The 15545-nt window shown below is 68.9% G+C and carries 12 protein-coding genes; 8 read left to right on the top strand and 4 right to left on the bottom strand.

Annotated elements, in window-relative coordinates:
• The first annotated feature begins 131 nt into the window (after positions 1-131).
• Complete coding sequence (locus NBY65_RS18540) at positions 132-1367, top strand: MFS transporter (protein WP_150045515.1); 1236 nt, start codon at positions 132-134, stop codon at positions 1365-1367.
• A 53-nt stretch (positions 1368-1420) separates the two neighbouring features.
• Here the strand turns inward: NBY65_RS18540 and NBY65_RS18535 are convergent, their stop codons facing one another.
• A complete protein-coding gene (locus NBY65_RS18535) occupies positions 1421-1897 on the bottom strand; it encodes a winged helix-turn-helix transcriptional regulator (RefSeq protein WP_239003241.1) in 477 nt (158 codons plus the stop codon).
• Positions 1898-1986: 89 nt separating this feature from the next.
• Here NBY65_RS18535 and NBY65_RS18530 point away from each other — a divergent pair, with 89 nt between their 5' ends.
• The 3 genes from NBY65_RS18530 to NBY65_RS18520 all read left to right on the top strand — a co-directional run bounded on the left by NBY65_RS18530 (position 1987) and on the right by NBY65_RS18520 (position 5763).
• Complete coding sequence (locus tag NBY65_RS18530) at positions 1987-2949, top strand: aromatic alcohol reductase (protein ID WP_150045517.1); 963 nt, start codon at positions 1987-1989, stop codon at positions 2947-2949.
• Positions 2950-3294: 345 nt separating this feature from the next.
• Positions 3295-3720 carry a helix-turn-helix transcriptional regulator gene (locus tag NBY65_RS18525; RefSeq protein ID WP_250265695.1) on the top strand — a complete coding sequence of 142 codons (426 nt, stop codon included), beginning with the start codon at positions 3295-3297 and terminating at the stop codon, positions 3718-3720.
• Positions 3721-4080: 360 nt separating this feature from the next.
• Positions 4081-5763, top strand: coding sequence for a methyl-accepting chemotaxis protein (locus tag NBY65_RS18520; RefSeq protein ID WP_150045588.1), 1683 nt, complete (start codon positions 4081-4083; stop codon positions 5761-5763).
• 224 nt (positions 5764-5987) lie between these two features.
• Here the strand turns inward: NBY65_RS18520 and NBY65_RS18515 are convergent, their stop codons facing one another.
• On the bottom strand, positions 5988-6935 hold the full coding sequence (locus NBY65_RS18515) for a LysR substrate-binding domain-containing protein (RefSeq protein WP_150045589.1): 948 nt from the start codon (positions 6933-6935) through the stop codon (positions 5988-5990).
• Positions 6936-7117: 182 nt separating this feature from the next.
• On the opposite strand from NBY65_RS18515, the gene NBY65_RS18510 reads away from it, so the two are divergent.
• Both NBY65_RS18510 and NBY65_RS18505 read left to right on the top strand, forming a co-directional pair.
• Positions 7118-8317 carry an MFS transporter gene (locus tag NBY65_RS18510; protein WP_150045590.1) on the top strand — a complete coding sequence of 400 codons (1200 nt, stop codon included), beginning with the start codon at positions 7118-7120 and terminating at the stop codon, positions 8315-8317.
• 269 nt (positions 8318-8586) lie between these two features.
• Complete coding sequence (locus tag NBY65_RS18505; RefSeq protein ID WP_162530903.1) at positions 8587-8874, top strand: beta/gamma crystallin-related protein; 288 nt, start codon at positions 8587-8589, stop codon at positions 8872-8874.
• A 46-nt stretch (positions 8875-8920) separates the two neighbouring features.
• Here NBY65_RS18505 and NBY65_RS18500 read toward each other — a convergent pair whose 3' ends face one another.
• A complete protein-coding gene (locus tag NBY65_RS18500; protein WP_150045592.1) occupies positions 8921-9367 on the bottom strand; it encodes a hypothetical protein in 447 nt (148 codons plus the stop codon).
• Positions 9368-9398: 31 nt separating this feature from the next.
• Entirely contained in the window at positions 9399-10499 is a 1101-nt protein-coding gene (locus NBY65_RS18495) for a TAXI family TRAP transporter solute-binding subunit (RefSeq protein WP_239003257.1), read from the bottom strand.
• A 359-nt stretch (positions 10500-10858) separates the two neighbouring features.
• On the opposite strand from NBY65_RS18495, the gene NBY65_RS18490 reads away from it, so the two are divergent.
• Both NBY65_RS18490 and NBY65_RS18485 read left to right on the top strand, forming a co-directional pair.
• A complete protein-coding gene (locus NBY65_RS18490; RefSeq protein WP_162530904.1) occupies positions 10859-12124 on the top strand; it encodes an HlyD family secretion protein in 1266 nt (421 codons plus the stop codon).
• Between the two features lie 224 nt (positions 12125-12348).
• Complete coding sequence (locus tag NBY65_RS18485) at positions 12349-15312, top strand: hybrid sensor histidine kinase/response regulator (protein WP_250265694.1); 2964 nt, start codon at positions 12349-12351, stop codon at positions 15310-15312.
• Positions 15313-15545: the final 233 nt, after the last annotated feature.

Raw genomic sequence — 15545 nt, 5'->3', positions numbered from 1 at the left:
GCAGATATTCCATATAAATTGTCGGATCATCGAAAGACAGACAGCGGGGGAAGGCCCTAGCTCTGGCGAAAACCGGCGCAGCGGCGAGGCCCCTCCCCGTGCCCGCGCGCCGGCACAGCCTGAGGACCCGCATGTCGCACGCCGTTCCCGCCCCCGCCGCCGGGCCGTCGCCCGCCCTCCCCGATCCGCGCGGACCGGGCAATGTCCTGCGGCTCGCCATCGCCCAGGCGCTGGCCGGGGCGAACTCCGTGGTCGTCTACGCAACGGGGGCCATCGTCGGCAACGCGCTCGCGCCCGACAAGGCGCTGGCCACCCTGCCCATCTCCATCTTCGTGGTGGGGATGGCGGCCTGCACCCTGCCCGCCGGCGCCATCGCCCAGCGCCATGGCCGCCGCGCCGCCTTCCTGGCCGGCACGGGATGCGGCGTGCTCACCGGGCTGCTGGGGACGCTGGCGGTCGTGCTCGGCGCCTTCTGGCTGTACTGCGCGGCAACGTTCCTCGGTGGGGCCTACGCCGCCGTGGTGCTGTCCTTCCGCTTCGCCGCGGCCGACTGCGTGGCACCGGACCGACGCGCGCGGGCGCTGTCCGCCGTCATGGCGGGCGGCGTGTTCGCCGGGATCATCGGCCCGCAACTCGTCACCTTCACGATGACCCTGTGGCCGCCTTACATCTTCGCCGCCACCTTCATCGCGCAGGCCGCCGTGGCCGCACTCTCCGCGCTCATCCTGCTCGGCGTGCGGATCCCCACGCCGACCGCGGCGGAAACGGCGCGGGGCCGCCCGCTCGGCGTCATCGCGCGCCAGCCGCGCTTCATCACCGCCGTGATCTGCGGCGTGGTGTCCTACCTGCTGATGAACTTCCTCATGACCGCCGCGCCGCTCGCCATGCAGATGTGCGGCCTGTCCCAGGAAGCGGCCAATCTCGGCGTGCAGTGGCACGTGATCGCGATGTACGGCCCGAGCTTCTTCACCGGGCGGCTGATCACCCGCTTCGGCGCGCCGCGCGTGGTGACGGCCGGGCTGGCGCTGATCGGCGCCTCCGCCGTGGTCGGGCTGGCGGGCGTGGACGTGCCGCATTTCTGGCTGAGCCTGATCCTGCTCGGCCTGGGCTGGAACTTCGGCTTCGTGGGGGCGTCCTCCCTGGTGCTCGACTGCCACCGCCCGGAGGAGAAGGCACGGGTGCAGTCGCTCAACGACTTCATCGTGTTCGGCACGATCACCTTCGGGTCCTTCCTGTCCGGCAGCCTGTTGACATCCCATGGATGGAGCACGGTGCTCTGGCTGTCCTTCGTCCCGCTTGCGGTGGCCATCGCCGCTCTCGCGGCGGCGGCGGCATCGCGCCATGCCCGCGGGACCGGGCCGGCCTGAACGCCGCACGAGGGCGCCTCGTTTCCTTGCGGACACGCCTTCGCCGGGCGCCGTCAGGAACGGGGGACGGGTGAAGCCACGGAGCGTGTCCGGGCCGGAACGTCATCGCCGTGACCGCCATCGGTGTCGAAACGGTCGCGGGCCGCCCTGAACGCGTCGGCGTTGTCGATCACCCAGGTCCAGAGCGGAATCATGCCTTGCAGCAGCCCGCGCCCGAGCTCCGTCAGGGTGTAATCAACCCGTGGCGGAACCTCGCGATGGTCGCGTCGGGAGATCAGGCCGTCACGTTCGAGCTGCCGCAGCGTCCGGGTCAGCATCCGTTGCGTCACCCCTTCCAGGCGGCGCGCCAGTTCCGCGTGCCGCAGGGTGCCCGCCACGCCAAGGGCGTGCACGACGCCAAGCGACCAGCGATTGCCGGCATGGGCAAGGATCTCACGCTTCAGGCCATCTTCCGCCTCGCTCAGGGCATCGCAGGCCTCCTGCGATCGCCGGATGACCTCGTGGAAGGTGTCCAGGTCCTGCGGTATCACCGGTGTGCCTTCTTTCATTGGCAGCGGGGCCAATCATCTAAGGAGCTCACACCAGGGAACCAACAGTGTCAGAACGCCCATCATCGAAAATGAAGAAGATTCTCGTCCTCGGCGCCGGCGAGCTGGGCCTGTCGGTGCTGCACGCACTGGCACGGCTGCGCGACCAGGGGCGCGCCCCGGCCATCTCGGTGCTCCTGCGCGCCGCCGACAACCGGACCGGAAGTCCCCATCCCAAAGCGGCCGCGATGCGCGCATGGGGGGTGGACATCGTGGAAGCCGATCTTGTCGCATCCTCCGTCGCCGACCTGGCAGGCATCTTCGCGGATTTCGACAGCGTCGTGTGCTGCACCGGGTTCGTCGGTGGCCCTGGCACCCAGCGCAAGATCACCGCGGCCGTCATCCGGGCGGGCGTCGGGCACTTCATCCCGTGGCAGTTCGGCGTGGACTACGACGTCGTCGGTCGCGGCAGCGGCCAGGAGGTATGGGACGAGCAGCTCGACGTCCGGGACATGCTGCGGGCGCAATCGGCGGTGCGGTGGACGATCCTCTCCACGGGCATGTTCACCAGCTTCATTTTCATTCCGGCTTTTGGGTTGGTCGATCTTGAGCGTCGCAGGGTGCATGCGCTGGGAAGCTGGGACTACCAGCTGACCGTGACCACGCCCGAGGACATTGGCCGCCTGACCGCGCTGATTGCCACCTCGCACGGCAGCTTCGATGATCAGGTGGTGTTCGTGGCGGGCGATACGTTCACCTACCGTGAGCTCGCCGACACGGTTGAGAGCGTCCTCGGGCGCAAGGTCGAGCGCATCCTGCTGACGGTGCCGGAGCTGAAGGCCGCCGTCGCGGCCAATCCCGACGACACGATGCGGAAGTATCGCCTCGCCTTCGCCCGGCCGGACGGTGTCGCCTGGCCCCAGGAAAGGACGTTCAATTTCCGCAACGGCATCGCCGTTACCGATGTCGCGACGTGGTTGCGGAGTTGGCGAGACAACGGCGGCGAACCGCACTCCGGGTGGGCGCCTGACGGACAGCAAGGGCATGCCGGTTGACGATGGTACAACTGGAAGAAACGGAGGGCCGACGCCGTGCCCCAGGCATTGCCCCACCACCACGACCGGCTCATCGCTGCGCTCTCACCTTCGGCCGCCACGCCGAAGGTGAGAGGACCACGGGGTATGTGCATAGGCGAAGCGGAAACCATCGGGCACTCCAAAACACGATCGATCTCAAATCGATAAATATCAAAGAAAAACGCCTTATTGGTTGGTAAGTGCATCCATGATCGAATGCAGGGGATGCAGGAACAGTATCCCGGATTCTTTCCAATTTCATTTCCCGGCAGGAATGCAGCTGGGGTCGCGTCCGGCCAGGCTGGGCACTCCAGGAGCCTGATCGTGAGCGCATCGATTTCCATCCGCCTGCAGATCCTGCGGGTGCATCTGGCGCGCGAGGACGCGCTGGCGCCGGGCCGGCTGCGCGTCCTGGCCGACCGGCGGCTCGCCCCGGCGCTGCGGCTGGTGCACGCGCAGCCGGCGCGAAGCTGGCACCTGCCGGACCTGGCGCGGGCCGCCGCCATGTCGCGGACCACCTTTGCCACCCGCTTCAAGGCGTCGGCCGGGATGGGGCCGCTCGCCTACCTGGCCCAGTGGCGCATGCGCCTGGCCCAGCGCTGGCTGGCCGCGGGGACCATGCCGATCGGCCAGATCGCGCGCACCACCGGGTTTGGCTCGGATGCGGCCTTTTCCAATGCGTTCAAGCGGATGACCGGGCAGTCCCCGTCGCAGTTCCGGCGGACCCCGCCGCGCGTCGTCGCCGGATAAGGGGCGCAGGACAAACGCCGCCCCCCCTGCGCCGTGTCGAGTGACCGACATGGGCACGTTGCGGCCCATGCTGGCAGGAAGCGGACGGGCGGCTGTTTGGCGAACAGCGCCATGAAGTCGACATTGAGCGGGATGCGGTTTGCAGCCGCCCGCGACCCAAAGCAGCGGTTCACGTTCAGCCCGACCGGAAATGGCTTGTTTGAAGCTCCCCAGGTCCCGGCCATCCTTGGCGCGACCTGCCGCCCGCACCCCACTCAAAAGAGCCTATGATTTCCATAGGGCGGATGGTAAATAAGCTGCAGGTTTATAAAAATATACTACAAGTCAATAATTTCCGACAACCACACATACGGGCGTCTCATGGCTCTTTTTTCAAATGCTGGCGTCGGTAGCAAGCTGCGATTGGTGTTCGGAGCCTTGCTGCTTGCCTTCGTTCTGATGGGCGGCGTAAGTTTGTATCAAGCGGTCCAGACGAACAAAGTGGCCACCGATCTGGGCCGCAACGCCGTACCCAGCGGCGTGGTCATGGGCCATCTGGCGCAATTGCTGGAGCGCTTCCGGCTATTGCAGGCGGCGGCAATCATTGCCGACGCGGACAGTATTACCGCGGTGACCCAGCGTCGTGCTGCGGCGCTCGCCGAGATCCAGGCTTCCTGGAAAGCATACCAACCCTTTGTCGACCCGGGGGAAGAAAAGGAAACCCTCATCCCGGCCATCGATGCCGCCTGGAAGAACTACCTGACGCAAGATGCCAGGCTGCAAGCCATCAGCGCGGACAAGACAGCCGCAGGGCGCATGTTCAACATAGAGATGCTCGCTCTCTTCGAGAAGGTGCGAGCCACGGTCGAAGCCGACATGCAGTACAGCAATCGCGCGGCGACTGAGAGTGCGGATGCCGCCGATGCGGCTTTCTCCCAAACGGTCTGGACCGTCAGTGTGATGACAGCGCTGGCGGGGATGCTGGCCGTGGCCTCCGCCGCCTGGCTGAGCCGAAACGTAACGTCCCGTGTGGTGCACCTGGCCGGGGTGATGCGACAACTTGCCTGCCGCGACTATGTCTTCGATCTGCCCTGCACCTCCCGGTCCGACGAAATCGGCGATCTTGCCCGCGCCATCGACGAGTGCCGCACCGGCCTGAAGCAGGCGGACGCACTTGCCGCCGAGCAGAAGAGGCAGCATGCGGCGGATGTTGAACGCGCGGCGCGGCTGCATTCCCTGACGCGCGAATTCGAAGCGAAGATCGAGGCGATGGTCAACATCCTCTCGACTTCCGCCACCGAGTTGCACGCGACGGCGGAATCCATGTCGGGCACCTCCGGAAACACGGCCCGGCAGTCGGAGACGGTTGCCGCGGCCGCCGAACGGGCCAGCGGGAACGTTCAGACGGTGGCAGCGGCCGCCAATGAACTCGTGTCCTCGGTCGCCGAGATCAACCGCCAGATCACGCAATCCGCCGCCGCGGCGCACACCGCGGCGGCGGAGGCCCGCGAGACGGGGAACATCGTCCAGTCGCTCTCCGACAGCGCGGAACGCATCGGGCAGGTGGTCAACCTGATCAGCGGCATCGCAGGGCAGACCAACCTTCTCGCCCTGAACGCTACCATCGAGGCAGCCCGCGCGGGCGAGGCCGGGCGAGGGTTCGCGGTCGTAGCCTCCGAGGTGAAGGCACTCGCCAGCCAGACCGCCAAGGCCACCGAGGAGATCGCCGGGCAAATCGGCCAGATCCAGGCGTCCACCCGGGCCGCGGTCGGCGCCATCCAGGCCATCTCGTCGACCATCGGCCAGGTCAGTGAGAGGACTTCGGCCATCGCGGCGGCGGTCGAGGAACAGGGTTCCGCCACGAAGGAGATCGCGCGCAACGTCCAGGAGGCCGCCGCCGGCACGCGGGACGTGACGCAGAACATCGGCGAGGTGGACGCGGGGGCCAAGCGGACCGGCGAGGGAGCGAACCACGTGCTCACGGCTGCCGATGAACTGTCGCGGCAGACCGCAAGCCTCAGCCGTGAGGTCAGTTCGTTCCTTGCGGGTGTGAAGGCAGCCTGACCAGGGCAGCGCATCGGTGCACCTCGGCGGAACCAGACAGGTGCCAACCACGATGGTCCTCTGCTCCTGGCCGTAGATCGGCGTGGCGAAAACAAGTGTATCCGCCACGGATTTGGCGCGCCTCCGAGTCAAGGTTGTTGAATGCGCCGCCGGAGGCGAAGCGGCGGCCCGGGAACCATCGGCCGAGAGCGCTTCGCTGATCCGCCCTGCGGCAATGACGGAACTTATTTCTCTGCGGACACGCCCCCGCCGGGCGCCTTCGTGCCGTCCATCCGTCCCGTTTCCTCCAGCCACCGGCAGAAGGACATCGCGGCGAGGTCCCCCGCCCGTGCCTCGGGCAGGTAGGCGTGGTAGCCGCGGGTCGGGATCGTCACGTCGGGAAACGGCGCCACCAGACGGCCCGCCGCGAGATCCTCCGCCACCAGGGCGGTCGGCCCCATGGCGACCCCCAGCCCATCCAGCGCCGCCTGCAGCGTCAGGTAGAAATGATCCAGCGTCAGCGACGCCGCCGGCGCCAGCTCCGGCACGCCGGCCGCGGCGAGCCAGTCGGGCCAGACCCGCGGCAGCGTGGAGGCATGGATCAAGGTGTGGAACCGCAGATCCGCGACATCCCGCAGCGGCACGCGCTCCGGCAAGGCCGGGCTGCAGACCGGCAGCCGCCATTCGGTCAGGAAGGGGTGGCAGGTGAAGCCGTAGAACGTGTCCGGCCCGCCGCGGATGATCACGTCGCAGGGCTCCGTCACCGCGTCCACCGGCTCGTTGGAGGTGGAAAGCCGCACCTCGATCTCCGGGTGGCGGTCGCGGAACTGCCCCAGCCGGGGCAGCAGCCAGCGCAGGCTGAAGGTGGCGAGCGCGTTGACGCGCAGCACCGCCGGCGGCGGCCGGCCCCCTCCGGCCCGGTGCCGCGCCGCGGCGGCGGCAAGCCGGTCGAGCGCGGGCCCGGTCTCGGCCAGCAAGGCGGCCCCCGTGGGCGTCAGCACGACGCGCCGGTTGAGCCGGCGGAACAGCGCCGGCGGCCCCAGCCAGTCTTCCAGCAGCCGGACATGCCGGCTGATCGCGCCATGCGTCACCGCCAGTTCCCGCGCCGCGTCCTTGAAGCTGCCGAGCCGCGCGGCCGCCTCGAAGGCACGCAGCGCATTCAGCGGCGGCAGCGAGGGACGGGCGGCCTGCATCGTGTCAGGCTAGTTTAGCTGACCTGAAGCCGCAACATTCGTCGTTTGTCGGCGTCGGCAAGCTGTCACATCTTCCTGGCTGCCCCTCAGCTTATCCAATGAGCGACCATGTCCGATCCCACCAGGCCCCGCCCCTCCTCCGGCACTGCGTCAGCTTTCATCGTCCCGACCGGGGCATGGGCATGACCGAGGCCGCCGCCTCCGCCCTCCCCCCGGAAGACCGCGCGCAGGCCCGGCGCACGCTCGCTGTTGCCGGAACCGCGCATGCCCTGCACGACGGCTATACCGACCTGATCTACGTGCTGCTGCCGCTCTGGCAGGGCGAATTCGGCCTGGGCTACGGGATGCTGGCCGCGCTGCGCGGACTGTACTCCGGCATGATGGCGGTGTTTCAGCTTCCCGCCGGCCGGCTCGCCGAGCGGGTTGACGGGCGCATCGTCCTCGCCGGCGGCACCGCCCTGGCCGCCGCGGGCTATGCGCTCGCCGGCCTCACCGGGGGCCTGATCGGCCTGTGCGCGGCCCTGGCGATCTCGGGCGCCGGATCGGGCACGCAACATCCGCTCGCCTCCGCCGCGGTCTCGCGCGCCTATGGCGCCTCGGCGCGCGGCCCGCTGGGCACCTACAACTTCACCGGCGACCTTGGGAAAGCCGCGATTCCCGCGCTGGCCTCGCTGCTGCTGACGCTGATGCCGTGGCGCGAGGCGGTCTGGCTGCTGGCGACACTCGGCGTGGCGGTGGCGGCCACGGTGCTGCTGCTGATGCCGCCAATGGCCCGGAGCGGGCCGGCCCGGTCGCCGCACCGGCAAGGCGGCCGCGGGCACGGCGGCTTCTGGCTGCTGTTCGTCATCGGCGTGCTGGACAACGGCGTGCGAACCGGGGTGCTGACCTTCCTGCCGTTCCTGCTGACGGCGAAAGGCGCGTCGCTCCCGACGGTGGGCATGGCCCTGGCGCTGGTCTTCCTCGGCGGCGCGGCCGGCAAGTTCGCCTGTGGCTGGCTCGGCGCCCGGGTCGGCGTGCTGCGCACCGTGCTGGCCACGGAAGGCGGCACGGCGGCCTGCATCCTCGGCGTGCTGGCGCTGCCGCTGCCGGCGCTCTTCGCGCTGCTGCCGGTCCTGGGCGTCATGTTGAACGGCACCTCGTCCGTGCTCTACGGCACGGTTCCGGAACTCACCCCGCCCGACCGGGTCGAGCGCGCCTTTGCCCTGTTCTACACAGGCACGATCGGATCGGGGGCGATCTCCCCGGTGGCGTACGGCATGCTCGGCGACCAGGTCGGCGCGCCATGGGCGACGGCGGCCACCGCGATCGTCGCGCTGGCGATCCTGCCGCTGGCCTTCGCCCTCGCGCCGCATCTCACGGAGGGCCGGGAACGGCACGTGTAGGGCGGATAAGCGCAGCGCCATCCGCCGTCACAAATCCCCGATGGATTGCGTCAACCAAAATCAACAAAAGCATCGCCCAAAATCATACAACGTTTTTGGCCGGCACCTGCGGAAAAATGAAAATCATGAAGCAATTGGTGGATTATATTGATCCGTGCGATAAGGGGTTTTGATTGATATGGTTCTTAAATGGACCATTCATGGTTGCAGGACCCCATCCACCAAGCCGTTTTACTTCCGCTTCGCCATGCCGTGAAATGGAGGGGACCATGACAGCGACAACCGTCATCCTGTTCGAAGACATCAACTTCGGCGGGCACCGCATCACCTTCACCCGCTCCGACCCCGATCTCGGCAACGACAAGCTGGCCGATCGCCCCTGGCCGTTCCGGGACGAATACTGGGACAACAAGGCCTCTTCCATGATCGTCGTCGGCGGCAACGTGACCTATTACGCCGAGCCCAACTACCAGGGCGCGCTGCATACCTTCGGGCCGGGCTTCTATTCCAATCTCGGCCCCTGGAACGACCTTGTTTCCTCGATCCGGCTGAGCTGACCGGGCGGCGCCGGGGCGGGAGGCCACTCTCCCGCCCGCGGCCTCGTCACGGCGGCGCGTGTTGCGCGAAGGTGAAGGCGTAGACGGAACCATCCGCCGCGGTGGCCCGGACACTGCCGCCCGCGCAGGTTGCCTGCAGGTCCTGCGTCCGCCCGCCGATCTGCAGCAGGATCTCGTGGACCGGGGAGATGAAGGAGGGATAGACATCGATGCTGCCCACGGTCCGGAAGGACCCCGGCGACCGCGTTCCCGGCGGAGGCGGCACCCGGGTCTCGATGGTCCCGTGCAGATGCTCGGGCGTCGCCAGCAAGTGCCCCGGGAGCACGAAAGGCCCCACATCATGCAGCGTGGCCACCCCCACCTGCCGGTTTCCGGGGCCGATGATGGTGCAGCTCGCCGCCCTGCCATGATGGATGGCATCGAAGGTCACGTCGATCGGGCAGGGCCGGGCATCCGACGACGGGCCGAGGATGATCTGTTGCGCGGACGGCATTCGATGTTTCCTCCCTGGGGACGGCAAGGGGTCATGGCCGCGGCGCGCGCTGCTTCTGCCAGAGCAGGAACTGCCTGAACAGCGCTTCCTTCCCGGCCTCGCTCATCGCCGCGGCATTGGCCGGCGCGCCGCTCTGCGTCAGGAAGGCATTGAACGACGCCTGCGTGGCCTGCCCCGCGGTGCCGGCAGTGGTCTGGCGCACCAGCCAGTCATGCGCAGGCTGGAAGCGCGTCCAGCCGGGAACCTCCGCGGTCAGGTTCACCTCACGCCACTTGGGATGGCGCGGCGGGCGCTGGAATTCGTCGAAGCGGCCGAAGAACGCCTCCACGAAGCGCGCGACCTTGTTGTACCGCTCGGTGTTCGGCGCCCAGGCGAACACCGCCATCACGTCGCCAACCGCCAGCGTCGGCACCGCCTCGCCCTCCGCCACCAGCAACGGGTAGTTGTCATGGGTGAAGCGGTCGGGCAGGTAGGTCTCCGCCAGCGCCTGCGTCAGCGGCACCGGCAGGAGATGCAGCCCCTGCGCGGCCGACAGACCGGCAAACAGCGGGATCGGCGCGCCGCCGACATGGATGATCGCGGCGATCTCCCCGTCCTTCAGCCGCTGCACGCCGCTTGCCTGGCGCTCGTGCTCGACCACCGCCTTGATCCCCAGCATGTCGAGCAGGATCTCCGCCGTCATTGCCGAACCGCTGCCGGCGACATCGACATTGACGCGCTGGCCCTCCAGGTCCTCGATCCGCGCGATGTCCTGGCGGGCGATGACGTGAACCTCCTCGTCGTAGAGCTTGGCGATGTAGCGCAGGCTCTGCGTGAGATTGGGGAACAGCCCGTGCTGCTTCGCATAGGCCAGCGCGTCGGCCTGCACGAAGCCGATGTCGATGCCGCGCAGGTAGAGGATGTCCGACAGGTTCTGCAGCGATCCCTTGCCGAGCGCGGGCAGGACGCGCAGCGTGTCGTCATCGAGCAGGGTCAGGTCGGCGGCGGTGCGCGCGTAGGTGCCGCCTTCCATGCCGGTGATCACGCCGACGGTTCCCTGGTTGACGCGCGCGACCTGGGCCGAGCCCGGCTTCTGGGCCCAGGCAAGGCTCGCGGAACAGAGGAACAGGCACAAGGCGATAATGTATTTCACAATATCTCCCTTGAATTGACCAATATATTTGCCCGCATCATTTTCGGGATGACCGCCAGCCGCAAGTTCCCGCCCCGGCAAATGCCCGGCATCGCATCGATGTGAAGCGCAGGCTGATCCCGCCCCGGCATTTTTGTTGTTATTTCGTTATAATTACCCTCCGGCTGCGGCCCCGGCTGCAAGGACAGCCACCGGTTGTCCCCGGGGTGCCCTGGCGACAACGCGCGCGGCGCGATTCTGACGAAGGTTTGTCCTCGCGGCGTCGTTCCCACACGGCCGGCCGTCGGGAAGTATGGTGCATCGAGCCGTTGCGCCCGATGCGATCCGGCCCTCGTCCCTTTCTCAACCGGAGACCCGCGTTGGCAGTCCCGCGCAGCCTGTTTCGCCACGACGTCATCGAATTCCAGCAGCAGCATCACCCGGATGGCGAGATCGCGCCGCTGCATTCCCTGTCGATGCGCGTCGCGGTCTGGATCGTCACCGCCGCCGTCGTGGCCATCGTCGTGCTGCTCAGCCAGACCCCCTACAGCCGCAAGGAGACGGTGGCGGGATACCTCATGCCCACCGCCGGCACCGCACGCATCTACGCGCAGCAAACCGGCGTGATCGGCGCCGTGCTCGTCGAGGAAGGCCAGGACGTCGTCGCCGGGCAGCCGCTGCTCAGCATCACCACGCCGCAGGTCTCCACCGACGGCGCCGATGTCAACAGCGAGATCCTCGACGCGTTGCGCCAGCAGCGCGATCGCCTCAAGGACCGTATCGACGCCGAGCCGATCCGCACCGCCGCGGAAACCCGCCGGCTGCAGTCCCTGGTCCAGGGCCTGACCGAAAGCGTGGCCGACCTGCAGGCCCAGATCCGGCTGCAGCAGGAAAAGATCGGGCTGGCGCAGGCGCTGGTCGATCCCGCCGTCAAGCTCTACGAGAAAGGCTTCATCTCCGCCGTCGACCTGAACCAGCGGCGGGAGACGGTGCTGCAGAACCGCATCAACCTCGACGCGCTGGCGCAGCAGCTCGCCGACCGCCGCAACCAGCTCGTCGAGCAGCAGGCGGCGCTGGCGCGGCTGCCGGCGGCAACGGCGGAACGTGTCCACACCATGAATGTCGAGCTGTCCTCGTTGCAGCAGCGCATCGTCGAGGTGAACGGCAAGCGCGCCTATGTCATTCGCGCCCCGATTTCCGGGCGCGTCTCCGCCGTGCAGGCAACCGTCGGCGAACAGGCCGACCCGCGGCGCCAGCAAATGAGCATCGTCCCCGACGGCGGCACGATGCAGGCGGAATTGCTGGTGCCGACCCGGGCCATGGGCTTCGTGCGGCTCGGCCAGCGGGTGCGCATCCTCTACGACGCCTTCCCCTACCAGAATTTCGGCAGCTATGGCGGGCACATCGTGCGGGTGTCGCAGACCGTGCTCACCGCCGCGGACATGACCGGCCCGCTGACGCCCACCGAGCCGGTCTACCGCGTGACCGCGGCACTCGACCGCGCCGATGTCGAATCCCAGGGCCAGCGGCGGTCGTTGCAGCCGGACATGTTGTTGCGCGCCGACATCATCCTCGACCGCCATTCGCTGATGGAATGGCTGGTCCGGTCGCTGCTCGGCCACAGCATGCACGGGATGCAGCCCTGAGCGGCGTGGGGACATAACGGCCCCCAAAGGCAAAGCCCGTCCCGCGAAAGCGCGGTCCGGAAGGCAAAGCCTCCTGGCCGGGAGCCGGGTTGCCCCCGCCGCGCCGCCGGCATTTCCGCGACAACGACTGGCAGGAGATGATAGCACTCCCATTATAGACCGAAACGTTCCCCATACTGCCGGGAGAGGGCGCCTTCCAGATGAGATGCACCAGGTCACCACTGATGCTGATCGCCCTTCTCGTGCTGTGTGGCATCGGGTTCCGGGCCGGCCCTCTCACCGGGCTGGCGTGGCTGCTCGCCGGGGCCGGATGGCCGCTGGCCCTGACGGCGTGGGCCCGCGAACAGGCCCTGGCCGAAAGCGAGGCGCGTTTCCGGATCCTCGCCGAAGCCGTCCCGAGCATGCTGTACGAAGCCGATGCCACGGGCGGCAACACCTGGGCCAACCAGACCTGGCTCGATTACGTCGAGCGCAGGGCCGCGGAGGTGGCGGGGATTGGCTGGGCCAGTTCGATGCACCCCGACGACCTGCGGGAAGTGCTGCCGCGCTGGCAGGAATCGGTGCGCACCGGCAAGGAATATGTCGGCCACCAGCGCATCCGCCGCGCCGCCGACGGCGCCTGGCGCTGGCACCTGGTGCGCGCCCTGCCCGTGCGCGGCGCGGACGGCAGGATCCGGCGCTGGCTTGGCGCGGTGAACGATATCCACGACCTGGTCGAGGCCCAGGCCGCGCTGCGGGAACAAGGGGAGCAGTTGCGGCTGTTCGTCGACCGCGCCCCGGCCGCCATCGCCATGTTCGACACGGCGATGCGCTACCTCGCGGTCAGCCGCCGCTACCTGCGCGACATCGCCCAGGACCAGCCATGCGACCCGCAATCGCTGATCGGGCGCTGCCATTATGATGCCTTCCCGGAACACCCCGCCCGCTGGCGCGACATCCATCGCCGCGTGCTGGCCGGGGAAACGCTCTCGGCCGAGGAGGATTCGTTCCAGCGCCGCGACGGCCGGACCGAATGGGTGCGCTGGGAAATGACGCCCTGGCACCGCGCCGATGGCACGATCGGCGGCGCGGTGGTGTTCGCCGAGGTGGTCACGGCGCGCAAGCAGGCCGAGGCGGCGCTGCGCGCGAGCGAGGCGCGGCTGCGACTGGCGACCGAAGGCGCGAATGTCGGGACCTGGGACGTGAACCTCCTGACCGGCGAACACCACGTCTCCCCCGAGGTGCCCGCCCTGCACGGCCGCGCGCCGCACGAGATGACACCGCAGAACTGGCTGGAGGCCGTGCATCCGGACGACCGCGCCGCCGCCGAGGCGGGATGGCGGCGGGCCATGGCGGAAGCCACGACCTACGAGCATGTCTACCGCTCCGCCGCCCCGCATCCGGATGGCGGCGAGCGCTGGCTGCTCGGGCGCGGCCGGGTGGAGCGCGACGCCGCGGGGGTGGCGGTGCGCGATGCCGGCGTGCTGCTCGACGTGACCGCGCGGGTGCGGGCCGAAGCGGCGCTGCGCGAGAGCGAGGCCCGGTTCCGCGCCATCACCGATGCCATGCCGCAACTGGTCTGGTCCGCCCGGCCGGACGGGACCCGCGATTATCACAACCGGCGCTGGCAGGACGCCACCGGACTCGCGCCGGGGCCGCTCACCATCGAGACGTGGTGTGCCATGCTGCATCCCGACGACCGCGAGCGCGTGCGGATGCACTGGCGGCATTGCCTGGTGACCGGCGAGGCGTTCGAGCAGGAATACCGGCTGCACCGGGCGGATGGCCGCCATTGCTGGATCCTGGGCCGGGCGCTGCCGGTGCGCGACCCGCAGAGCGGCGCCATCACACGCTGGTTCGGCACCTGCACCGACATCTCCGACGCCGTCGCAGCGCGCGAGGCGCTGGCGCGCAGCCATGCCGAGCTGGAACGCCTGGTGGCCGAGCGCACCGCCGCCCTGACGCGCGCGGCGGAAGAGCGGGAGCAGGCGGAGAAGGCGATGCGCCAGCGCGAGAAACTGGCGGCGCTGGGCCAGCTCGCCGGCGGCATCGCGCACGACTTCAACAATATCCTGCAGATCATCAGCAACTGCGCGACGCTGATCGCGCGCGACGCGCGGGGCCGCGCCACGGGCCAGGACGACATCGTCGGCGAATGCATCGGCATGATTTCCGATGCAACCGGGCGCGGTCATGGCATCGTCCGCCGGCTGCTCGCCTTCGCCCGCCGCGGCGAGCTGCGCGCCGGCCCCATCGACCCCGCCGCCCTGCTGGATGACATGCGCCAGGTGCTGACCCACACCCTGGCCAGCACGGTGGTGCTGCGCTTCGCGGTGGAACCCGGCCTGCCGGTCCTGCTGGCCGATCGCGGCCAGTTGGAAGCGGCGCTGATCAACCTCGCCGTCAATGCCCGCGACGCCATGCCCGAGGGCGGCACACTCACGATCCTCGCCGCGGTGGAGACGGTCGGGCCCGACGCGGCGCCGCCGTTGCCACTGGAGCCGGGCGCCTATGTCCGCTTCACGCTCAGCGACACCGGCACCGGCATGGACGAGGCGACGCTGGCGCGCGCCTGCGAACCCTTCTTCACCACCAAGCCGCGCGGCGGCGGCACCGGGCTCGGCCTGCCCATGGCCCGCGGCTTCGCCGAGCAATCCGGCGGCGCGCTGGTCATCGACAGCGCGCCCGGACAAGGCTGCACCGTCTCGCTCTGGCTGCCGGCGCCCGGCCAGGAGGTGGAGGCAGCGGCCCCGCCCCCCGCCGCCCCGGCCCGCGCCGGGATCGCCTGGCGGGTGCTGCTGGTCGATGACGAGCCTGCCTTGCTGCGGAGCCTGGCCATCGGCCTGCGCCAGGCCGGCTTCGTCGTCGCCACCGCCGGGGACGGCCCGGCGGCGCTGGCGCGGCTGGACGCGGGCGAGGCGGTCGACGTGCTGGTCACCGACCTGCTGATGCCCGGGATCAGCGGCATGGCCCTGATCCGCGAGGCGCAGGCGCGACGCCGTGGCCTGCCGGCGATCCTGCTGACCGGCCATGTCGACGACGGCGTCGAACTGGCGATGCAGGGCGCGATGTCGGCGACGTTCTCGCTGCTGGGCAAGCCGGTCGGCATCCCCGATCTTGCCGACAGGATCACGACATTGCTCGAAGCCAGGCCGGGGCCAGGGGACAGGACGGGCGCCGCGCCCCCGCCCGGCAGCCAGCGGGCATAGGCCGGGGGACACCGCCGCCGGCCGGGGACCTGCCGCAGGATTGGATGCGCTTTCGAATATTTCCAATCCTGATATTTTGCTCCCTGTAATGTCATTGCTGGTGAGTGCGGTTTAATACTATATCATCCTGGCAAGCAGTGAAGCACGTTGCTTGCAATGCCAAGCCCTGCACTTCACGCCGCAATAATCCGCGTCATGCTGCCGCATTCCAGGTCGGCGGGATGCCCGTTCGA

It is taken from the genome of Rhodovastum atsumiense (assembly GCF_937425535.1).
Lineage (GTDB): Bacteria > Pseudomonadota > Alphaproteobacteria > Acetobacterales > Acetobacteraceae > Rhodovastum > Rhodovastum atsumiense.
Note: the sequence above shows the minus strand (reverse complement) of the source record. Positions and strands in the feature narration are given on the sequence as shown.